At 49.7% G+C, this 23,384-nt stretch carries 18 protein-coding genes; 8 read left to right on the top strand and 10 right to left on the bottom strand.

The features are described from left to right. The first annotated feature begins 75 nt into the window (after positions 1-75). The 5 genes from WH46_RS21980 to WH46_RS21960 all read left to right on the top strand — a co-directional run bounded on the left by WH46_RS21980 (position 76) and on the right by WH46_RS21960 (position 5,950). Positions 76-1,113, top strand: coding sequence for a DMT family transporter (locus WH46_RS21980; protein ID WP_082208493.1), 1,038 nt, complete (start codon positions 76-78; stop codon positions 1,111-1,113). Positions 1,114-1,676: 563 nt separating this feature from the next. Next, complete coding sequence (locus WH46_RS21975) at positions 1,677-2,807, top strand: ABC transporter ATP-binding protein (protein WP_046228361.1); 1,131 nt, start codon at positions 1,677-1,679, stop codon at positions 2,805-2,807. Then, positions 2,804-3,523: an ABC transporter permease gene (locus WH46_RS21970; RefSeq protein ID WP_046228360.1), complete on the top strand. Its 720-nt coding sequence runs from the start codon at positions 2,804-2,806 to the stop codon at positions 3,521-3,523. Before WH46_RS21975 ends, WH46_RS21970 begins: the two co-directional genes overlap by 4 nt. A gap of 5 nt (positions 3,524-3,528) precedes the next feature. Beyond that, complete coding sequence (locus WH46_RS21965; RefSeq protein WP_046228359.1) at positions 3,529-4,938, top strand: GldG family protein; 1,410 nt, start codon at positions 3,529-3,531, stop codon at positions 4,936-4,938. A 13-nt stretch (positions 4,939-4,951) separates the two neighbouring features. Further along, positions 4,952-5,950: a DUF4340 domain-containing protein gene (locus tag WH46_RS21960; RefSeq protein WP_046228358.1), complete on the top strand. Its 999-nt coding sequence runs from the start codon at positions 4,952-4,954 to the stop codon at positions 5,948-5,950. Between the two features lie 238 nt (positions 5,951-6,188). Here WH46_RS21960 and WH46_RS21955 read toward each other — a convergent pair whose 3' ends face one another. From WH46_RS21955 to efeO, 7 genes are all read right to left on the bottom strand, one after another. Continuing rightward, complete coding sequence (locus tag WH46_RS21955; RefSeq protein ID WP_046228357.1) at positions 6,189-6,758, bottom strand: DUF2569 family protein; 570 nt, start codon at positions 6,756-6,758, stop codon at positions 6,189-6,191. Between the two features lie 328 nt (positions 6,759-7,086). Next, a complete protein-coding gene (gene nagA / locus WH46_RS21950) occupies positions 7,087-8,352 on the bottom strand; it encodes an N-acetylglucosamine-6-phosphate deacetylase (protein WP_046228356.1) in 1,266 nt (421 codons plus the stop codon). Next, positions 8,352-9,080: a glucosamine-6-phosphate deaminase gene (gene nagB / locus WH46_RS21945; RefSeq protein ID WP_046228355.1), complete on the bottom strand. Its 729-nt coding sequence runs from the start codon at positions 9,078-9,080 to the stop codon at positions 8,352-8,354. The genes nagA and nagB overlap by 1 nt, the downstream gene beginning before the upstream one ends. A gap of 3 nt (positions 9,081-9,083) precedes the next feature. Next, the gene (locus WH46_RS21940) at positions 9,084-9,944 is read right to left on the bottom strand and encodes a MurR/RpiR family transcriptional regulator (protein ID WP_017814146.1); all 861 of its coding nucleotides are present in this window, start codon (positions 9,942-9,944) and stop codon (positions 9,084-9,086) included. A 404-nt stretch (positions 9,945-10,348) separates the two neighbouring features. Beyond that, positions 10,349-12,202, bottom strand: coding sequence for an FTR1 family iron permease (locus WH46_RS21935; RefSeq protein ID WP_046228354.1), 1,854 nt, complete (start codon positions 12,200-12,202; stop codon positions 10,349-10,351). Between the two features lie 202 nt (positions 12,203-12,404). Beyond that, on the bottom strand, positions 12,405-13,757 hold the full coding sequence (efeB, locus tag WH46_RS21930; RefSeq protein ID WP_197088309.1) for an iron uptake transporter deferrochelatase/peroxidase subunit: 1,353 nt from the start codon (positions 13,755-13,757) through the stop codon (positions 12,405-12,407). Positions 13,758-13,760: 3 nt separating this feature from the next. Then, positions 13,761-14,654: an iron uptake system protein EfeO gene (gene efeO / locus WH46_RS21925; protein WP_046228353.1), complete on the bottom strand. Its 894-nt coding sequence runs from the start codon at positions 14,652-14,654 to the stop codon at positions 13,761-13,763. Between the two features lie 368 nt (positions 14,655-15,022). On the opposite strand from efeO, the gene WH46_RS21920 reads away from it, so the two are divergent. Both WH46_RS21920 and pgmB read left to right on the top strand, forming a co-directional pair. Further along, positions 15,023-17,713: an immunoglobulin-like domain-containing protein gene (locus WH46_RS21920; RefSeq protein ID WP_046228352.1), complete on the top strand. Its 2,691-nt coding sequence runs from the start codon at positions 15,023-15,025 to the stop codon at positions 17,711-17,713. Between the two features lie 287 nt (positions 17,714-18,000). Further along, positions 18,001-18,639 carry a beta-phosphoglucomutase gene (pgmB, locus tag WH46_RS21915; RefSeq protein ID WP_017814140.1) on the top strand — a complete coding sequence of 213 codons (639 nt, stop codon included), beginning with the start codon at positions 18,001-18,003 and terminating at the stop codon, positions 18,637-18,639. A gap of 228 nt (positions 18,640-18,867) precedes the next feature. Here the strand turns inward: pgmB and WH46_RS21910 are convergent, their stop codons facing one another. Then, entirely contained in the window at positions 18,868-19,482 is a 615-nt protein-coding gene (locus WH46_RS21910; protein WP_046228351.1) for a hypothetical protein, read from the bottom strand. A gap of 241 nt (positions 19,483-19,723) precedes the next feature. Here WH46_RS21910 and WH46_RS21905 point away from each other — a divergent pair, with 241 nt between their 5' ends. After that, positions 19,724-20,962: a MalY/PatB family protein gene (locus WH46_RS21905; protein WP_017814139.1), complete on the top strand. Its 1,239-nt coding sequence runs from the start codon at positions 19,724-19,726 to the stop codon at positions 20,960-20,962. 251 nt (positions 20,963-21,213) lie between these two features. Here WH46_RS21905 and WH46_RS21900 read toward each other — a convergent pair whose 3' ends face one another. Then, positions 21,214-21,417: a hypothetical protein gene (locus WH46_RS21900; RefSeq protein ID WP_017814138.1), complete on the bottom strand. Its 204-nt coding sequence runs from the start codon at positions 21,415-21,417 to the stop codon at positions 21,214-21,216. Positions 21,418-21,770: 353 nt separating this feature from the next. Further along, positions 21,771-23,126 (bottom strand): dipeptidase, encoded by a 1,356-nt coding sequence (locus WH46_RS21895; protein ID WP_017814137.1) that lies wholly within the window; start codon positions 23,124-23,126, stop codon positions 21,771-21,773. Positions 23,127-23,384 lie beyond the last annotated feature (258 nt).

Raw genomic sequence — 23,384 nt, 5'->3', positions numbered from 1 at the left:
TATTTATCATACCAAACGTTATAAGCTAAAAATATAGATATATGAATTTTAACATATGGATAGGGGAGAACGGAGATGGATGAATACTCATCAGGTGGTGGAACAGGCAGTCACTCGTCCGATTCAGGACATGCGCAGCCACTGCACAAAATGATGGTATCCGGCAGCAGTATATTGGTCGGTGCCTATAAGACAGGTAAATCGGGAGGTACAGCGCCGCGCAAAACATTGCTGCTGCTGTTGTTTCTGGTAATGGTATGGGGAATCAACTGGCCGCTGACCAAGCTGGCGCTGCCGGAAGTACCGCCCATATTGTTCTCGGGACTGCGTACGCTGATCGGAGGAGTGCTTCTGCTATTTATCGCTATGCGTCACCGGGAGAAACTCCAGTGGAAGCAGAACTGGCCGGTGTATACCGTACTGGCGATTTTTAATATTATCGGTTACTACGGACTGCAGACAGTGGGCATTGGTTATCTACCGGCAGGATTGTTCTCGACGATTGTCTTTCTGCAGCCGGTGCTGCTGAGTCTGTTTGCCTGGCTGTGGCTGGGAGAGAGCATGTCTGTGCTCAAAGTGGTCGGACTGTTGTTCGGATTTGCCGGTGTGGCTGTGATCAGCTCCGGAGGACTGGAAGGCAATCTGTCGCCGCTGGGGATAGGACTGGCTGTAGCCTCTGCACTCTGCTGGGCGATCGGTACCATTTATATGAAAAAGAAAAGCGCCCAGCTGGACTCGCTCTGGACGGTAACTGTACAGCTGCTCATTGGCGGAATCGTGCTCAGTGTGATCGGTTCGGGAACCGAAAGCTGGAGCGATATTCACTGGACGCCTTCGTTTATTGGGATTCTGCTGTTTATCTCCGTATTTGTGATTGCTGCCGGCTGGCTGGTTTATTTTAAATTAATGGACAGTGGTGAAGCGAGTACGGTAGGTTCTTATACGTTTGCGATTCCGGTGATTGCGAATATTTTCAGCGTAATTCTCTTGGGAGAATCGGTAACCCTGCCGCTGCTGATCGGACTGGTCATGATCGCGGTCGGAATCGGCCTCGTGAATCGCAAACGAACCATTGTTGTACCGGTTAAGCAGACTTGTAATAACCGTTCCTGATTTGGAGGAAAGTATAAGTTATATCAATTATAGATACGACAGATAGCATAGGATGGCTATGTGAATGTTTGTGAATTCAGTAGTTAGAGCATAAATACTAATCAAGAAAGCTAATAAAAAGCTGATTTTGCATATTTGCAGAATCAGCTTTTTTATTAAGAAGCACTGGAAATGTAAACACAAGCACGGAATGCAAGAAAGGAAATAAGGGCAAAGGACGACATTGGAGCCCAGGAATCTACATCTTCTCCCACTTCGTAGATTCCTGGGCTCCACCGGAGGACGTGCCCTTATTCCTTTTTGGAATGGTGAATGTCTATCCTCCTGAAGTGCTCTGAAGTTCAATCCTTACAGTATTCATCTTTTGATTCTAGCCACTTCATGCTACAATTCCATTTTCATAGATTACTGCTTTTTAAGCTGTCATTTATGCTTTTTTAAGCTGAATTTATACTTTATCCTTTATAGTAAGAAGGATTTTTGCATAGACAGGCATATGCAGCACGATGATGGAGCGATCGGCGGATCGCTCTGTGTATGATCACGCAGGAGGGAATGATACCATGCTTCAGGTCCAACAAGTCAGCAAGTATTTTGATCAGCGGCGCAGTGTGGACGGAATTGATTTTGAAATGCAGCGCGGGGAGATTGTCGGGTTTCTCGGACCCAATGGTGCCGGGAAAACAACGACGATGCGGATGATTACCGGTTATTTGAAGCCTACATCCGGCCAGATCTGGATTGACGGTCTGCCGATGCACGAGCCGTCCCGCAAAGCCAGAACCAAAATTGGTTATTTACCGGAGACACCGCCCCTTTATCCGGATATGACGGTGAACTCTTATTTGCGCTTTGTCGCTGATCTGCGGGATGTACCAGCCAGACAGCAAAAACTTCGTATTAGTGAGATGATCGACCGACTCGGTCTGCAGGGAAGAGAGCGGCAAATTATACGCTCCCTGTCCAAAGGATACAAACAGCGTCTCGGACTGGCCCAGGCGATTATTCACCAGCCGGATCTGCTTATCCTTGATGAGCCGACATCGGGGCTGGACCCGAACCAGATTCTGGAGATCCGGCAGCTGATTCGTGAGTTGGGCGAGCAGCATACCGTACTGCTCAGCACGCATATTTTGCCGGAGGTGAGTACCCTGTGCAACCGGGTGCTCATTATTAATGACGGACGGATCGTAATGGATGGCAATGCCAATCAGCTGGATCAATCGCTGAACGAGAAATTCCAGGTACTGCTGGAGGTGAAGACCCGTCCGGACAAGCTGCGCCGATTGCTGGATAACTGGCAGAATGTAAGCACGGAATATCTGAGCAGTACTGAGGAAGAGCAGCAGGTTCAATCGATTCAGCTGCGGCTGCAGGGTGCGGATGATACCGACTTCCGTGAGCGATTGTCTCTGCTGCTGGCAGATGCACGTGTTCCGATTCTGGAGCTGCGCAAGGAACGTCTCAGTCTGGAGGATGTGTTCGTCAAACTGACTACTGATAATGATCCGTCTGAATCTATAAGTTCTACAGATGCTGGTCCTACAGTGATTTCATCCGGGACGGAGCCTGCCAAAGAAGACCATGCTGATGTAGAAACGGTACTGTTGGAGCCAGCGAAAACCGATCGTAGCAAGACTACAGACGGCGAAATCTCTGCTATCACGCACAACAAGGGGGATGACGCCAAGTGAGAAGAATGTGGGCGATCTGCTCCAAGGAGCTGCAGTCATACTTTTTGAGTCCAACCTCTTATTTTGCGATAGCAGTCTATGTACTGCTGTCGAGTATTATGTTTTACGTGAGCTTTGTTGTGTACCAGCCGAGTATTCTGGATTACCGGTTGATTCTCGGTGATACGCTGTTTATGCTGCTTGTTGTGATTCCGCTACTGACGATGCGGCTCATGTCCGAAGAGCTGCGGCAGGGAACCGATGAACTGCTGCTGACATCTCCGGTCACCGCGACCGAGATAGTCATGGGCAAGTATCTGGCTTCGCTGGGATTATTGGTTGTACTGGTCCTGTGTAACCTGATCTATCCACTTGTCATGTCCTTTTTCGGCCCGATGAATCTGCCGCTGTTGTGGCTGTCCGTACTGGGTGTATTTCTGATGGGCGCAGCGATGATGGCGGTAGGGTTATTTGCTTCCAGCCTGTCCCAGCACCAGATGGTATCGGCAGTGATCGGTTTTGTACTGCTGCTGGTATTGTGGTTAATGGACTCATTTCTGGCGAACTCCCCGTCTTCCAGTCTGCAGCAGTGGCTGACTCCATTCTCCCTGTCCGGCCGCATCACCAATCTGATCAAAGGTGTGCTGCATGGACCGGATATTCTATACTATATCACTCTGGCAGCCTTATTCCTTATCCTCAGCATCCAGGTTGTTGAGCGGAAGCGGTGGAGGTAATGAAAATGAGAAACTGGATATATCGCACCAATGCTATTGTTATTGCCGTTGCGGCGATTGGTATTTTTATCGTCCTGACGTTGTTCCTGAATTCGCTGGGCACGTTCCAGCTGGATCTGACCAAGGATCGGCAGAATACGCTGTCCGATCAGACGATTACTACGCTGCAAAATATCAAAGACCCGGTAGAGGCCATGGTATTTATCGATCCGAGTGATGCACAGGTCTATACACGCCAGGTCACCGATCTACTTAATGAGTATCACAAAATAAACAGCAAGCTGGAAGTCAAAGAATACGGACTTCTGCAAAATCCCGAACTGGCCCGTCAGTATGGAGTGACCGGCAGTACGGTGGTATTCAAGCATGGGGAACAGACCAAGCTGATACCGGTAGAGGGCATGTTCAACTTTGGCAATGCCGATGGATCGACCGAACAGGAAGCGGCAAGTGCTTCGTACGAATTCAGCGGTGAGCAGAAGCTTACTTCCGGGCTGGTGGCACTAACATCATCCCAAACGTACAAAGCTTATCTGCTGAATGGGCATAATGAATTCAATACAAGTACAATCAGCGTACTGGCCGGTGAGCTGGGCAGTGAGAATATCACTATCTCCGAGCTGTCACTCGCGCAGCAAGGCGCTGTACCCAAGGATGCGAGTGTACTCATGATTATCGCACCGCAGACGGATTTGAGTGACGCAGAGACCAAGGTCATTCGTCAATATCTGGATGGCGGAGGCAAGCTGTTCCTGTCGCTGGGCTTTAACGAAAAGGCCAAGACCAGCTGGACCAATCTGGATTCACTCATGAGCACCTACGGCATCACCGATACCCATGCGGTTGCGGTTGAACCGAAAGATACATCCCTGTATGATCCGCTGACGATTGTACCGGAATACGGTAATCATGCGATTACGAACAAGCTGGCAGCCAGCGATCTATACACAATTATGTCCCTGTCGATTGCGCTCAAGCAGGAAGGCAAGGAAGGCTGGACAGTGACGCCGCTGCTGACCTCATCGTCCAACAGTTATGGCGAGACCGATCTGTCCGGGCTGCTGGAATCGCGCACCGAGCGCGGCAGTAATGATCTGGCAGGCCCGTTTGATCTGGGTTATGCAGTCAGCAGCACCAAAGGTGAGACCAAAGCAATTATTCTTGGCGGTTCTACCTTTATGATGGACCAGTCGATCAGTCAGCAGGGCAATCTGGACTTTGTGCTGAACAGTGTAAATGATCTGGTCGGTAACGATAGTCAGGTCACGATCCGTCCGAGAGTCGAAGAACAATACAAGACGGCGGAGCTGACGCTGTCACAGGCACGGACCATCTTTACGGTGACTGTTATTGTACTGCCGCTACTGTTAGTTGCTATTGGTGTATTCCTCTGGTGGAGACGCCGCAGAGGGTAAAGGAGGGAAAAGAATGATCCGAAAATTGATGCCTTCCATTATTCTACTGCTGATTCTGGCAGCTGCTGCAGGATACGCTTATTCCCAGAACTTTTTTCAAAAAGAAGATACACCGGCGGCAGATCCCCGATTGTTAACGATGAATATATCGGAGATTGACCGTATCGATATTCAAACGAATTCTTCCGACAGTGGCGCTGCTGCGACGAATAAGGCAGCTTCCTCTGTTCAGCCGCAAACGGTACAGTTGGATAAACAAGGAGAGACCTGGAACATGACTTCACCAGCAGCCTATCCGATCAATCCCTATACGATTCAGGATTGGCTGACAGCTCTCCAATCAGCAACAATCCATGGTACGGTCGAGGAGCAGCCGTCAGATACATCCAAATACGGTATTCATAAAAATACGCCTGTATTTACGGTGCACAGCAGGAGTGGCAACAAGCTGAGTCTCGCTATTGGTGATGAGCTGCCGACCAAAGGGTATTATTATGCGCAGTTAAAGGATGGCTCTATTATTCAGCTGTCCCAGCAAGCGGTAACCGATCTGCAGGCAGATGCGTTTCATTTTATCGATACTACGCCGATCGGATGGGACGATAACCAGCTGATACAGCTGCAATGGAGCAGCACTCAGCCGCAAACAAACTGGACGCTTAAGCATAAGCCCAACATAGCGGATCCGGCACAGGATACCTGGACACTGGATGGCAAGTCGATCGCAGATGATCAGGGCACCAGTATCACCGACGCGGTGAAAAATACGCCGACCGACCAGTTGCCTGTACCGGCAGCGCAGGTAAAGTCATATCGCAATGTGCTGACACTCAGCGTCTCCCTGACCGTAGACGGCAAAGGAGCGACCGAGCACTATCAAGGCTGGCAGGACCCGAGTGACAAGCAGTATGTCTGGATCACTGATCCGCAGAATAAATGGGCATACCGAATCTCGGCAGATCAACTGTCCACAGCGGCACAATCTGCCAAGGGATCGAATCAGACCAAGTAACCGATTAGCGTGAGTGACCTGATAGGGTTATCGATAAATGAGTGGATATAATCATTACTGAACGCGTCAATAGTATTGAGCACGAACATCGCTTGGAATATGCAAAAGCTCCGATGATCTCTGTTTTAAACAGAATCATCGGAGCTTTTGTTATTTATGCGAAGAACAGAGAAAAAGAAGTCGTATTCTATCTAATCGTCAGTCTCTTCCTTACTCCAGCATAGATGCTGTCATTCACTTAGCGAACAAATGTATTTTTCACTCTGCGTGCACGCAGGAAGTAGACTGCCCAGGCGGCCAGAACCAGCAGATGAATAATCGTACTTACTATACTGGTATTGAGTTGGGACGGTGACATAAAATAAGTTGCCAGAATCGCAATCGCATCCAGCACACAGAATCCCAGTACCAGCTTGGGCAGTATGCGTTTTTTACGGTAGAACCATATCAGGATCACGATCAGATAGATAGCCGCGATAGATGTGTAGATCACCGTAAATGTCAACAAACTCTGATACAGTTCGCCAGAGATCTGCATAGTCTGGGTCAATTGGTCATATACATCCGCTTTGGCATAAGCCATAGCCAGCAGAATAAACCCGCCTGCTGAAGCAACAATGGAAGCGAACAAATAATAATACATACAAATCTGGAAAAGTACCAGCCAGCCGCCAAGTCCGGTCAGCGGCGGGGGGCCATAGTAACCGCCGTTCATTCCGCCGGCAGGCCCTCCCATCGGTGGATAAGGTGGTTGTACGGGCGGTTGTGCCGGTTCCTGTGAAGGACCCGGAGGTTGATAATTACTCATGTGCAGATTCCTTTCTCATTGCTTATTTTTGTGAAGTGAAGAGTAGACGTGCAGATGCTGGATTCACAGTGAATACTTCATTTACAGTTGATTTTTACTTACGGTAAATGCTTCGCTGGCAGTGCATATCCTTTTGATGGCATTATGACTTTAATGTACAATATCAGACTATGCGCAGATTGGGAAGATATGTAGGTGCTCCCTGCGATAGGTAAATAGCAAGGAGCGGGTCATATGGAATTGAATAAGAAGAACAGTTTATTTCTACTCTCAGCCTGAGGATGCTTTTTGTTAGGATAAATTTGATCCTTGGTATAAAAAGCGCCAATTACTGAGCTTTAAATTTACGACCTTTGATAAAGATCTGCTGCAGTTCCATCTGTTCGTCCAGTACCAGAATATCGGCGCGCTTGCCTACTTCAAGGCTGCCTGTCTGGTCATAGATCCCCAGCTGGCGTGCCGGGTTGCCACTGGCAGCTTCGGAAGCGCGCAGGATGGACAATCCAGCCTTTTCGATCAGGAAGCGGAATCCTTCGATCATGGTCAGGCGGCTGCCTGCCAGGGTACCACTGTCTTCCGGCAGGGTAGCGACGCCGTTGATGACTTTGACCGGCTGATCGCCGAGCATATAGTCCCCATCACCCAGACCGGCTGCCGACATGGCATCGGTGATCAGAATCAGATTATGATCCTGCTTGAGCTGGGCGAGCAGGGCAACCGCTGCCGGATGCACATGAATACCGTCCGCGATAATCTCGGCATGAATGGCAGGTGTACCCAGCACTGCACCGGCGACGCCCGGCTTGCGGTGATGCAGCGGTGTCATGGCGTTAAAGGTATGCACCGCATGATTCAGACCGGCATCGACTGCATCCATAATCTGCTCATAGGTTGCATCGGTGTGGCCGGCTGCTGCGGTAATCTGATGTTCTCGTAGCCAGCGGATCAGTTCCAGCGCGCCTTCGCGTTCCGGTGCCAGGGTAAGCTGCTTGATCAGACCGGGATAAGCGGCATGCCACTGTTCCAGCCACTCTACATTGGGCAGTACGATATGTCCGGGATTCTGTGCACCCGGCCACTGCGGACTGATAAAGGGACCTTCCAGATGAACGCCTTCTACCTGAGCGCCGGGCATTTGGTCAGCCTGCACATAGGCATGCACCTGCTCCAGTACCCGGTCGATATCATCATGCGGAGCAGTCATTGTCGTAGCGAGAATGGCTGTCGTTCCCTGACTGGCATGGAAATTTGTGATTGTATCCAGTACTTCGGGATTCGAATCCATAAAGTCCTGTCCCATTCCGCCATGCACATGGATATCGATAAATCCCGGCACGACAAGACCGCCAGCTGCATCGTAAGTCATCTCATCGGGTTTGGAAACATCCGAATCGCTTTTCATATTATCCATCTGCTGGACAGTTCCACCAATCGCAGATGGGAATGCAGGTGCTTGTGCAGCTGTTCCTGCATAACGAATAATGCCGCTTTCTACCTGCACAACGCCATTATCGATAATTTGCGTGGGTGTAACGATCCGGCCATTAACAATCTGATACGTCGCTGATGTTGAACTTGATGTAGGAGTAGACATTATCCGAACAACCTCCCGGCTTCTCCATCCATCAGCACCGTCACATTCGGATGCAGCTGCAGCAGGGAAGCAGGGCACAGCGTTGTAATTGGACCGGTCAGCGCGCGATGGATAATCTCGGCTTTGTCTGCGCCGCGTACCATCAGCAGAATCTGGCGTGATTTCATAATGGTACCTACGCCCATTGTGATCGCCTGTGCAGGCACTTCATCCACCGACTGGAAATAACGTGCGTTTGCTTCGCGCGTCTCCGGCAGCAGGTCGACTACGTGAGTTCCCGGCATCAGCTGGTCCGCCGGTTCATTGAATCCGATATGGCCGTTATGTCCGATGCCCAGTACCTGCAGGTCAATCACCGATTCGGACAGCATGGCATCGTAGCGACTGCATTCCTGAGCCGGATCGGCAGCCTGTCCGTTCGGTACATGCGTATTGTCCATATCGATATCAATATGATCGAATAGATGCTTGTCCATAAATGCACGATAGGAAGCCGGATGATCCGCAGGCAGTCCTACATATTCATCAAGGTTGAATGTTTTTACTTTGGAGAAGCTGATGACGCCCTGATTGAAAATATTGATCAGTTCTTTGTACAGGTCGACAGGCGTACCGCCAGTAGCGAGTCCAAGCACCGCACGCGGGGAAGTCTGCACGAGACTGGATACGATATACGCTGCAACTTTACCAAAATCTTCTTGCTTGCTTGCTTTGACGAGATTAACCATGGATCATAACCCTCCTGAGTCTTTGCGGTAGCGCCGCACATTTTTATAAGACAGCTCCAGCTTGTTGACAGAGTCATTGAACTGGGCACTAATCATACCGGTAAACAGAATATCGATAATATGAAGTTGGGCAATCCGGGAAGCCATATCGCCACGCCGAACACCTTTTTCCAGAGAAGAAGCGAACAGGGAGATATCCGCCATCGCAGCCAGTGGGTTGGAGCTATACTGGGTGAGTGACAGGACGGTAGCGCCGTTCTCGCGGGCGCAGGTCAGTGCATCGATCGTCTCCCGCGTCTCGCCGGAATATGAGATCGCCAGCGCCACATCTTCAGAAGACAGGGTGGAGGCGGAAGTGATCTGCATATGAGAGTCCGCAAAGGCGGTACAATTCTTGCCGATCCGGATCAGTTTTTGGTAAAAGTCTTGCGCCACAATGGAAGAAGTGGCGATGCCGTACAGATCGATTCGCCGCGCCCGGGTCAGATAGCCGATGGCCTGTTCCAGCTTGGGCAGATTCAGCAGCCGGGTCGTATCATTGATCGAGGTGACATGATTGGACTCAATCGCTTTGACGATCTCGGCCAGCGGATTGCCGGCGATAATATCCTGATACGAGCTGGGTACCGACTGCTGTGCGAGCTCACCGGCCAGCTTCATTTTGAAATCGGGAAAGCCTTCGAAATTGAATGTTTTGCAAAAGCGTGTTACTGTCGCCGGGCTGATGCCACATTGGTTCGCCAGCTGTGTAATACCCAGCCGGATAACGGAGGAAGGCTGCTGCAAAATATAATGCGCGAGCCTCCGTTCCTGTGGAGACAATTTGTCCAGACCCTGCTCCAGTACATGCAAAATGGGAGACATACGGATTCCTCCTTTCCTGAGATAAGAACGTACCTGTTCAACCCCTAAAGGTCAAATCATTGTAAAAGCGCATCAAAGAGTTTGTGAAAATAATTTTTATAATGTAGATTTATTTAAGAAAATAATTTTCTTTGAGTCCATCATAGCCGAGGAGCATAGGGAATGCAATACATTTTGGACAAAAGAATACAGGAATATATGAGGCATGAAAAAGCGCTTATATTCAGTAAAATAATATCCGGAAAATCCCTGGATACGACCCAAATAAAAAGCCATTCTGCAGATCGCTGTATCGATCAACAGAATGGCTTTTGGATATTCAAATAGTGCTTAAGCTGCTTATTATATTGTGCTGTTCAGATATCAATTAACCGTTGATCGATTTGCTTATCGGCCTATCGACATCAGGCAGCGGATTGACGATATTTGCGATATTCCGGCAGAATCAGTTTCCACAGCATAAAGAGAAGCACGATCATCTGCGGGATAAAGGTCTCCCAGGTCGGATACATGCCGATCCATCCTACCGAAGGCAATCCAGAGGCATTATGCGCCGGGAATTGTCCGGCGACCTGCAGGGAATGAATACTTTCCCCGAGGAAACGGAAGACCAGATAATAGATCAGCACAGTCGCAGTCAGGAAGAACGGACGCACTGGAAGCTTTACACTGAAGCGGATAATGAGTACCGCTACAATAATCAGAATCACCAGTGCCAGCCCGATCCCGAGCAGCAGCTGGGACAGTTCGATTGCCGGAGCCATACCGATATAGAAAATGGCGGTCTCTGCACCTTCACGCAGAATAGCAAGTCCGGATACAGCCGCCAGTGACCACAGGCTGCCACGCTGAAGTGCGCCGCTGACCTGACTGGCAATATAGCTATTCCAGTTTTGCAGATTAGCCTTCTGGTGCAGCCAGTTGCCGACGCTGAGCATCAGTACAACAGCAATCAGTCCGGTAATACCTTCAATCATCTCGCGTGTACTGCCGCTCGTTGCCATCTGGGCAAAAGCATACACGAAGATGGCTGCCATCACGCCGCTGAGAATCAGACCGGACAGCGCGCCCGACCAGATCCAGCGACCCGCCTGACGGCTGCCGCTGCGCTTGGCATAAGCGAGCAGGGCGGCGAGTACGAGGATCGCTTCCATGCCTTCACGCAGCAGGATGATGGCTGCATCCCATGCGGTATAAGAAGTTTTGGAGGTGATCGGTGTCAGTTCGCCCAGCATCGTCGTTAATACGTTGTTGGCTTTGTCCCAGGCAGGAGGACTGGATACCAGATAGCCCTGCACTTCGGACATTTCATTCTCGATTGATGTATAAGTGGTGGAGGAAGAAATCTGCACTTCGCCTTCCACCAGCGGCCACATCGTAATAAATTGCTGCATCCGGTCTGTGGCGGTTGCTGCATCCTGCTGACCTGCCGCTGTCTGCACCTGCTGGAGTAGGGCAACCGCATCGGTCAAGCGTACACTGCCGCTGGCAGGAGCGGTATCGGCTACTTCACCGGATAGATAGTGATTTAGCAGATCGATTAGCGCCTGGGTCTCTTTCTGTGCCTGTTCCTCACGCGGCGGATCGGCCTGCAGGGAGACGCGGATCATACTCATCTTGGTCTCCAGCTGGCTGTAGACCGTAAAATTATCCGCACGAATCGCACTTTCCACATCCGGCCATGCATCGACAATCTGCTTGTAGCTGGTCTGGGCGGCTGTCCAGTCCTGCTGCTTGATATGTCCGATCGTCTGATCGGCGAGCGGCAGGATAATACGAACCGCCTGTGTGCCTTTGGCAGAAGGACCTTTGCCCTGAGCGGAATCGGCACCGGCATTCCCCGCTTCTGCATAGCTGTTCACGGCACGGGCAAGTGTACCGAGTGCAGATACGGATGCATCAGGATCGGATTTGGCATTTTGCAGGGCTTGCTGGGCAGCCTGGAGAGCGGTGTTCACTTCAGCGGCCTGCTGAGGTGCTGCCGATGTATCCAGCGATGCCCAACCGGCAGCGAATGTGTCCAATTCCTGTGAAGCATCGGCCCATTTTTGCTGACCGGCATCGACGAGGGCACTGCCGACAACCGGCAGCAGACTGTCTGCAGTAGGCGCTTCTTCGGCTGCCGCTACATGCATAACCGGTGCAGCAGTCAGCCAGTTATAGACAAATGGCTGTGAAGCTGCCGGGCTGAGTCCGATCGCGAGCACGAGCAGACAGGTACAGCTGATAAGACGGATAAACCAGGCGGTATTGCGCATAACCGAATTCCTCATTTCCTCGTAAAAATAAAAACTTCTTCTATTATTATTGAATGTACATATAGTCTGGTGGATACGGATTTGCAGACGTATAGATATAGCAATGTCTTCGTCCACTCCTGTGAGCGAATGAACGAAGACACGGTTCCATAGCATAGCCTGTTATACAGTCGTGTATGTTGGCATGGGGCTGATGGTTGATTTACAGCAGGGTATCGCCGATATATCCGCCCTGGCGAACGCCGGGGAAGCAGGCAAAAGTAGCACTGCCGATATGCTGAATATATTCGTTCAGCGCATCAATCTGGGCGAGCCGCTGCTGCATGGGAATAAATTGCTTCTCCAGACTGCGCTGATAACTGATAAAAAAGAGTCCTGCATCCAGCTGTCCGGTCGTATTATCCATACCGCTCGAATAAGAGTAAGGACGGCGCAGAATCTGCATTTTGCCGTCTCCTCGTGCTACACGCATATGGGAGTTCATCGGAATCACCGGTTTGCCGGAAGCGTCCTTGGCTTCCATATCGCCGCGGTCAAATTCATGCTGCGAGCCGAGCGGTGCACCGCTAACCCGGTAGCGGCCGAATGTATTCTCCTGATCGGACAGGCTGGAGCGATCCCAGACTTCGATCCGCATCCGGATACGTCGCACGGCCATATAGGAGCCGCCAGTCATCCAGCCTGCTCCGTCTTCCGGCTGTACCCAGACCACTTCGTTCATCATTGCCGCGTCCTGCACACTTGGATTGGCGGTACCATCCTTGAAGCCCATCAGATTGCGCGGTGTCGCCTTGTTCGGATCGGATTCGGTCGAGCGCTGGAAGCCTTCCTGACTCCAGCGGAGCACGGCTGAACCTCTGGCGATCCGGATCAGGTTGCGCATCCCGTGGAAAGCGACCTGCATATCATCCGCGCAGATCTGCACTCCCAGATCACCACCACACCATTCCGGCATCAGATTATCCCCGTTAAAAGGAGGCAGATCGCCGAAGCCGGCAGGCTTTTTGCCCGCCAGACCAAAGCGATGGTCAAACAGGCTTGGACCGGCGCCAAACGTAATCGTAATCCGCGAAGGCGTGAGCCCTGCCGCTTCACCTGTATCGGCAGGTGGCAGATTCAGATTTTCATTTTGTCCATCCAGCAGTTCGCCGGCCATCAGGGAAGCGGAAGCCCGCGTCCATGCCTGCAGAAGATTTCTCAGTCCGGCTGCATCACTGACGGTCAGATCAAAGGAAGCAAAGCACATAAAATTCTGACTCGGTGTCGTAATCCCGGTCTGATGCTGTCCATAAAAGTCATACCGGTTCGCATCCGGTATACCGGTAGTCACATTATCCGGACTACCCGGTTTGTCGGAAGCGGGCTGCTTGGTTGCTCCGGTCGCTGCCATAATACCAAAAGCGCCCGAGCCGCCCAGCAGCAGCCCTACACCGGAAGCGCCAGCAAGCCGCAGCATATCGCGGCGGCTCACAGGCTTGCGGAACAGGGAAGAAGACTCCTGTCCGGCATCAGGGGTTGGATTCAGTTGTTGTTCATCGTTTTTCTTCTTACTCATGTCTTACACTCCCAGGATTGTTCCCATTTGGGATAATGGTTCAGCCAGTGCATCCAGGTTCTGGCTCAGTGTACGTACGTCTTCTTTGCTTAATTTATCGTAAGTTACATAGCCACCGTCTTTGGTTGCAAACGGAGCCAGTTCCTTGTTCAGCGCTTCGAATTTCTCGCCGATCTGTTTCTCCAGAGCAGGATCTTTTGCTGCCAGATTTGGCTTCAGGATCTCGTAGATTTTCTGTGCACCCTCTACATTGGCTACAAAGTCATACAGATCGGTGTGGGAATAACGTTCTTCTTCACCGGTTACTTTGGAAGAAGAGACCTCGTTCAGCAGTTCTACCGCTCCGGTAACGAGCAGTCCTGCATCAATATCGACTGTCTCGACTTTGGCACGAAGCAGCTTGGCATCCTGCAGCAGACGATCTGCATATTCGCTCATGCCGTCTGTTGTTTTCTTTTCCCACAGGCCTTGTTCGATTTTATGGAATCCACGCCAGTCCTTGTCATCCACGTCTCCCTGGCGGGCATCAATATCCGGATCCAGATTGCCCAGTGCTTCGGCAATCGGTTCGATACGCTCATAGTGCATACGTGCCGGTGCGTACAGCTTTTTCGCTTCGTCCATCTTGCCGGCTTTGACCGCTTCCGTAAATTTCTCGGTCTCCGTTACGAAAGCATCAATCTCACTGATCGCATAGGTACGATATTGCTCGGTAGCATCTTTGAAATCAGCTGCAGAAGCAGCAGGTGCCGCAGCCTTGGTATCGGTAGCCGCCGCTGTAGTTGGGCTTGTCTGTGTATTGTTTGCTGCTGGTTGTGCTTCTTCCTTGTTGCCGCAGGCTGCGAACAGTACAGATGATAACAGCAGAACCGCAGGCAGGGTGTAACGTGCTTTCATAAATTCAAACACTCCTCAATAATGATAATCGTTCTCAATAATGTATATATCATAGTGTGGAAACCCTGCAACGTCAATATTTTTTATGTAAAATGCGACAGAACACCCGTCTTTTTTGATATTAATTACTTATTTAACCATATTAAGATAATAAAGTATTAATAATAACATTATGGTATTATTAATTTGCTTAGGTATGTCCGCTGTTCATAGTGCAGTGTGTGTATCTGAAGCAGGCGGATTGATCTGTTACTTTCCGCTATAAATGAATGTAAAAGGAGGGAGTTCAGGTTTGTTATATCCAGTAAGACCGCAGTATCTGCATCCAGATTCCACTACATATCCAAAATGCCAGAGGAGAGTGTCGGATGAACAAGCGTAAACGGTATACATGGTTGGTATGGCTCTGTGCCATCCTGCTGCTCATTTCCAATTCGGGTTATTCGCTCGCTGCGCCGGAAGCAACGTTATCTTCCCCATCTGCAGACAATAGCGATATGGCACCGGCTGTCAGCCCTTCGGTATTTCATGTCGGACTAGCCAAATATGAAGATATCGGCACCGGTACGCAGCTTCCTGTCGATCCGGCGACCCAGGCGAACAATGAAGCGATCAGTATAGCTGCAAGGGACCGATCGTTGATCCAGAAAAACAGCTATGAGTATGTACTGACCAGTTCGCAGGCGCTGCGCCGCAGTGTTACGTCGGTTACTTATTCTGTATATACCACGATCAGCCTGACCGATAGTGCTGGCCGTCCGCTGGATTCGTCTTCCGGGGTGAAGCTGACGGTGAATGGTCAGCCCTATCCAATCTCGTATGTTACCGATTCGGTGACAGGTAGCGGAACCGGTCAATTTGTATTCAAGCTGGATCTGTCATCGGCCAGCCGAATTGCTCCATTTGAGCTGCTGTTTGCAAGACCAGGTTATGCAGATGTCAACGTATTCATGGTGTACCGTCCTGCAGGCACAGTAACGGTCGAGAAGATCGGCGCGATTAAGGGACCTGCCGAAGTGGGTGCGCTGCTGAGTGCCGGAGAAATTGGCTATGGCCGTCCACTATCCGGTCAAGCTCCTGCTGTACGTTACCAGTGGTATCGCAGTAACTCTGCCGCTGGAGCCTATATTGTAATCAAGGGAGCGACAGCTTCCCAGTATCGTCCGGTCGAAGAGGATGCCGGCAAGTTCATTCGTGTCCATATTCAGACGAATGAACAGACAGCCAGTGGATCTGCACTGAGCCCGCCAACCGAGAAGATTGCCCGCTCCGGCAAAGCAGAGCAGATTTTCACGGCGATTGAATCACGGTATTTCCCTGCCGACAAGCGTACCCTGCGAGGGTCGCTCAAGCTGCCCGCTTCACTGCCGGAGTATCCAGGCGTAACGATCAGCTGGAAAAGCGATAATGATGCTGTTATGACCAGCGCAGGTGTAGTCTCCCGGGCAGCACGTGATGACCAGGAAGTTACACTGACAGCCATTCTCAGCGATCAGGTCGTCGCCACCAAGAGCTATGCGCTGCTTGTTCAGGCAGAAGGGTCAACATCTGTGGGGATCGTTGGACAAGCAGATCCTTATTTTCAAAAAGGGTACCCGGAGATGTATGTAAAAAATGGACAGATTCATGCCCGTTATGCATTGAGCCAACCGGGAGAAGTCTATATGGTCGTCTCCAAAGGTACACCGGTTATCATGTACGACGAAGATAGAGCGGTATTAACGGTTCAGGCGGTTATGGAAGGGCATGGAGGCAATACGTACAGAGCGTCTGCCAATGCCGTGGCCTGGCCGTATCAGAATATTACAGCTGCACAGGTAGGCAAGGTACAGGATATCAATACAGGTATCGATATTGACAGCACCGGTTTTCATTATGCACGCGTCGGTTTTGTGATTGTGGACAAATCCAGGCAGTACGTCTCTCCGGCGGTTACGATGGTGCAGTACAACCAGATCTATCGGGATCGTGCCGTATATCAATCGGCAGAACTCGAAAATATCTATATTAACCGTGCACTCGATACGATCTACGTCTATTATGATCGTCCCCTCTACGTATACCCGGAAGAGTGGGCAGCCGATCAGCTGCCACTGAGTAGCGATTACCAGCTCAGTCGTGGGCAGATTACCAAGGTAAGCGTGGCGCCGCCAACGCGGATTGAGAGTCGATGGGGCATCTATCGGGATCGTTATGCGATTATCCTCCAGGTCAAGGATATTACGCCTGTCGACCTCTCCGGGCTGCAGTTAAGCTATCATGGAGATCGGCTCACCACCGATAAATACTATCATCCGGTAGATATGTTCCAGGATGAACCGGTAGGATTTGTAGGTAATTATGATGTGGCAGATGCCGTACTCAGTTCGGACCGTACCAAGCTGAGCATCAATATACTGCCTGGTTGGGGATTCCACAGCAACACCGAGATGGACATCGATGAATTCAAGAATCGGCTGAATGTCCGTATCAATGGTACCGATTATCATCCGGTCTACGTGCCGACCGAATATTTCAATTCAGTCGATACAACTAATCGTCTGCAGACGGGCTTCCATTTTGTGATGGATTTTGCCCAGCCGCTTCCGGCATCGGGAGAGAAGCCTGTCTTCTGGTTCAATACAGACAATATTCATGATTGGGTTGGCGATCTGTATCCGCCGGATCGGCTCCGTACCACGATTATCGAGATGCCAAAACCCGGTGCCCCATCAGTCATTTACACGGCTGCTAGTGCACAGCTTCGGCTGACATTTGCCCAAAATTATGCTTTTAGTGATCAGCCAGGCATGCTCGCAGGGGTGACGGTACGAGTAGATGGTACCGATTATCCACTACGTGGTTTTGTCCAGCCTGCCGGCAGTGATCTGTCGCAGCGTCATATACTGCGGATCAATCTTAACGATCCATACTACGCGAATCTCAGACAAGCGCTTGCTGGCGGCAGTAATGTACAGATCAAATATGCAAAAACAAATGGAGGTGCTCCCGAGCAGCTCAAGGACCAACTGGGCAGTCTACTGCCGGACTTTGGGTATGTGTCAGTCTCCAGACAGTAAGTGCGCAGCAAGGTACGATGAAGCAGTCAGATATGCTGCTGCAGATAGACCTGTATATCATCCATTGAATATTTCCGCAAAAAATCCGGCAGGTTCTTATTCCTGCCGGATTTGCCTGTTTACTGCGGGATTTGGCATTTTTGCTTCATACATACTGCATATTTAATAACAGGAACCAGCTTGCTTTTCATCGAATCTGTTTATATTCCATATATCAGTAGGATTTCATCATTCATAATGATCCAGCAAGCTGACGAACAGAAAGCGAATCAGAGGAGGAAGCAATTATGACGATCAAAGCTGTAATATTCGATTTGGATGGAGTTATCGTATCTACCGATCAGTACCATTATCAGGCTTGGAAAAAGATGAGCGACGAAGAAGGTATCAAGTTCAATGAGACGATCAACAACCGTCTGCGCGGTGTGAGCCGGATGGAGAGCCTGGAGATTATTCTGGAAAAGGCAGAGCGTACCTACACTCCGGAAGAGAAAATCGCACTGGCCGAACGTAAAAACACATACTACAGGGAATCCCTGTCTGAAGTAAAACCGGATGATCTGCTGCCGGGAGCCAAACATACAATCGATGAACTGAAAAAACGCGGTGTCAAAATCGCGATTGGTTCCTCCAGCAAAAATACACCTACGATCCTCAAGCAGATCGGATTGGCCGATGCATTTGATGCAGTAGCAGACGGTAATGATATTACCCGCAGCAAGCCCGATCCGGAAGTATTCCTGCTGGCAGCCGAACGTCTTGGTGTACCGCCGGAAGAATGCCTTGTCGTAGAAGATGCGGAAGCTGGTGTACAGGCAGCGATTGCCGGCGGCATGAACGTGGCTGCTGTCGGTGATGCAGGACTGCATTCCCAGGATGCCGATTACCGTCTGGAACGTGTAGACGAGATTCTGGATTTGATTTAAAAGGTAGATCGGATCTGACCGAACAGACAGAAGCATTTGTGAATAATGATCGGCAACACGAAGCACAAACAACACACAGAAATAAAAACCAGACTGTCATCAACGGCAGTCTGGTTTTTGTGATAGAATCGCGGATCATTATTTTCATGGTTTTGGCATTATTTTTCGATAGTGCAATGGATGATCTTCACATCTGCCTGTCTTTTCCAGCCGGTTATCTTCGGTGAGCTATACATAGCGGGGGACGCCGATATGCCATAATTCGTCCAGCGTCTGCAAAGGATAAAGATCTTGGCCAACCAGCAATTTTTCTCTGGCAGGGTCTATCCAGCGGTTATGCTCTACCGAAAGCAGCAAACGACGAATCAGTTCATAGCCGGTATTATATCCAACCATCTCATAGGTATGTACGAGCTCAGGATGATGCCTGACAATATCATATATGACAATCTCATTGCCTATAATCCCCTGATCACCAGCTACCGGATCAATACGGACCAGATTATATATTCGCTCTGCTTCGTTAACCTCGGAGCGCTGGAACCACTGCTCTCTGTCCGGGCTTATAAATAGCTCCGGAATAGCGATTTCCTGTCTATATCCCACGGAAGCGGGCATTTTGTGTATAGCACATTTTTTGAAAAAGTCCTTTAATACCATGCAGACACCCAGTGGAGCAGCCTGCCGGATATCTACAGCAGCATCACTGAAATCTGCTGAGGCACTCTGAATATTAAAAAAGGCAGCATAGGGTTTGGTCAGCAATTGTGCCAGAATATACTGTTCTCCGGTGAGCTGGATCGAATAGATATCATTTTCTTTCCATACAAAACGTTTTAACATGGTAGCCTCCTTTGGGTAGGATCGGCAATCCGTTCATATATGCAGATACAATATTTGGTTCTATTTTACAGTGTCTGCGTGACGTCAGTCCATGTTTTCCCTTACTTGCAAACATGTTATGATAAGGCTAATCTTGATTTCATTTTGGGATAAAGGGTGTGCCTGGATGGCATCCTGCTAAATATGGAGCGTGACTATGCGAGGCATCAGACAGCATACGCGCCGAAACGGAGGTTAACAGATGGACTATACACAACGTTTTGATCATCCCCCGGAGCGGATCAATACCAACTCGGCCAAATGGGACCAGCTGCAGAAGTTATTCGGTACAGAGGATGTACTGCCGCTGTGGGTAGCGGATATGGACTTTGCCGCACCGGAATCGGTACAGAATGCACTCAAGAAAAGTGCAGAACACGGCGTAGTCGGTTACTCTTTCCAATCGGAAAATTATTACCGTGCTCTTCAGGAGTGGATGAAAAACAGACACGGCTGGGAGATTGAAAAGGATTGGGTCGTATTTACGCCGGGAGTAGTGACTGCACTGAATTTTGCGGTGCAGACTTTTACCGAGCATGGCGATCAAGTGGTTATCCAGACCCCGGTATATCCTCCGTTTTACAGCGTAGTGACTGGTCATGGACGCGAAGTTGTCGAGAATCCGCTCCAGCTGCAGGAGAACGGTGAGTATGTAATGGATCTGGAGCAGCTGGAACAGGCACTGAGCAGTGACCAAGTAAAACTGCTGATCCTCTGCAGTCCGCATAATCCGATCGGCCGGGTATGGAGCCGGGAAGAGCTGGAGCGTGTGGATGCGCTGTGCGAGAAATACAATGTGATTGTAGTATCGGATGAAATCCATGGCGATCTTGTCTTTGAACCGAACCAGCATATTCCATATGCGATGCTTTCCGAGCAGGCGAAGAACCGCAGTATTATCTGTACCGCACCGAGCAAGACGTTTAATATTGCCGGATTGAATACATCCAATGTGATTATTCCGAATCCGGAGCTGCGTGATGCGTTTGCGCTGAAGATCAACAACTTTGGCGTGGGACATATTAGCCAGTTCGGTGCGGCAGCGACAGAGGCTGCTTATACGGAAGGCCACGAATGGCTGGAACAGTGTATGCAGTATATGCGTGCCAATATGGAATATGTACAGCAGTACATCACTGAGCATCTGCCGGAAGTGTCGGTGAATATGCCAGAAGCGACCTACCTGATGTGGATAGATTTCCGCAAGCTGGGCATGGAACAGGCGGATCTGGTATCCTTCCTGCTGCACAAGGCACGGATTGCGCTTAATGACGGACGCGCCTTTGGGACAGCCGGTGAAGGGTATATGCGTCTGAATGTGGCCTGCTCCCGTCGTCTACTGGAAGAAGCTATGGAACGTCTTCGTAGCGCGTTGGAACAGTGGCGTACAGAAGGCAGTCCGAAGGTTGCTGAACAGGTATCCAGCGAAGCCAATGCCTGAATTCGGGTTGTGACCTGCTGGTACAGAAATGATTTCAACTTTTCAGAGAAAAATATCACTTGTAAAACCAATCAAATTGTCTTACCTGGTAATTAGACTAAATTAGTTAATGGTCAGGCTACAATAAATGGTTTGAATCTGGCTTATAATAAGAATTAAGTAGAATATTAAATTAAGAAGGAGTATACAGAAGGATTGAATTCTGTACACTCCTTCTTTTTTAAATTCAACATGTCCAACTGATCGATCTTTTATATAGCAGAATCGTTTTTCTTAGCTTTCTTTTCTTCAATTAACAAATCAAGATATTTAATTAACCGAAGACTGATCTTCAATAGAAAAATAAAGCCTACTACAAGCATAATGAAATAGACAATCCACTGAATAAAGGGAAAGTAAGTTAAAAATGATGTTCCAATGTACATAGAGTCAGAAGATACTGCATTTTCAGACATAGACCATACTCCTTTCCTTGCGAAGCAATGTTCATCCTATAATACAGGACTGTTATAAACAATCAAGTTCGGCTAGCAATGGAATCTTAATTATTTATAATTGGAGTTCTCCAGTGAGTCAGCGGTAATTACATTTAACGGCTTTCTATTTTCCCTCAGGGGAACCAGATAGGCTTTGTATCATAAAAAAATACACCTCCTAAAGTTCATTAGTTTACCCCAGCGGGTTCCAATGTCTATTTTAAGAAGTGCATTTTAATGGTATTTATGAGGTGTTTTCTTATCCGATCGAGTTGAAGGCCCAGGGTCGGTAGTAACCGACCGCTGGGAGAAGATCTGCAATCCGGTTGGAATTATACCTGATTCAGGAACTCGACAATTGTCAGCATGCCTTTATCAAAGTTCTCCAGATTGAAATGTTCGTTCGGTGCATGCAGATTCTCATCCGGCAGACCGAAGCCCATCAGCACAACAGTTGGCGCGATCACGCGGGAGAATTCTTCCACGATCGGGATCGAACCGCCATCTTTGGTGAACAGGGCACGTGTACCGTATACAGCAGCATACGCGTCAGCCGCTTTTTGCAGCAGTTCGCCGGATGGATCGATATTGAAGGCACGTGCTTTCTCGCCTGGTGTAATCGTCAGTTTGGCACCATTTGGCTTCACAGCTTCCAGGTGAGTAATAATTTTGTCCAGTACATCCTGCGGATTCTGGTCAGCGACCAGGCGACAGGTGATTTTGGCATGGGCTTCTTTGGGAATAACCGTCTTGGTGCCTTCACCCTGGAAGCCACCGTATACGCCGTTCAGCTCCAATGTTGGACGCGCACCTACACGCTCGACAAAGGAGTAACCTTCTTCGCCATGCAGCGCTTCCAGGCCCAGATCACTCTGCAGCTGCTGCTCGTTGAAGTCCTGCTTCACGAACTCGGCGCGCATCTCCTCGGATAATGGCAGTACATCGTCGTAGAATCCGTCTACGAGCACTTTGCCGTCACGGTCATGCAGCGTAGCGAGCAGTTCCACCATCGCATGCAGCGCATTGGGAACACCGCCGCCAAAGGAACCGGAATGCAGATCGGTGTTGGCTGTATTAATCGTGATTTCCAGCGAGCACAGTCCGCGCAGACCTGTACTGATCGCCGGCTTGCCGCGCTCGAGCAGGGAAGTATCGGAGATCAGAACGGCATCAGCTGCCAGTGCTTCGCTGTTGGCTTCCAGGAAGCCCGGCAGATTGGCACTGGAGATTTCCTCTTCACCTTCGATACAGAATTTGATATTAACCGGCAGAGAACCTTCCTGTTTGAGGATCGCTTCTACGGCTTTGATATGCAGGAATACCTGGCCTTTGTCATCGGTAGCGCCGCGGGCGAACAACTTGTCTCCGCGAATCGTTGGTTCAAATGGAGGCGTCTCCCACAGGTTCAGCGGATCAACCGGTTGAACATCATAGTGTCCATATACGAGAACAGTCGGCTTGCCCGGTGCATGCAGATGATCTGCAGTTACGATCGGATGACCGGCGGTTTCATTGACTTTAACATTCTCCAGACCGGCACGGGTCAAGGTAGCAGCCAGCCATTCGGCAGCACGCAGCATATCCGGTTTGTGCTCGGACAGGGCGGAGATACTTGGAATAGATAACCACTCTTTTAGTTCAGCCAGATGCTGTTCGCGATTTTCCTGGAAATATGTAGCATAACTCATAGATGAATCGTCCTCCTCGAATGTGGGTATCGTGTTTGTGAACATCCATAATAATGGAATGGAATGAAACGCGTTATGCCTCCTATTGTACTACTTTTGGAGGCGGCAATAAAACTGCAAGTTTATCTGGAATCATAGACAGGCCAAAGAACGCTTTTCCCAGCATTTGAATAGCGGAGAAAAGCGTCCTGTTTGGGCTGCCTATAGCTTTATTGCGGATTGCATAGACCTATTATGAGGTGCTGGTGAAAAGACGTT

It is taken from the genome of Paenibacillus dauci (assembly GCF_000971985.1).
Taxonomy (GTDB): Bacteria; Bacillota; Bacilli; order Paenibacillales; family Paenibacillaceae; genus Saccharibacillus; species Saccharibacillus dauci.
The sequence above is the reverse complement of the archived record's forward strand: the minus strand, read 5'-3'. Positions and strand labels throughout refer to the sequence as shown.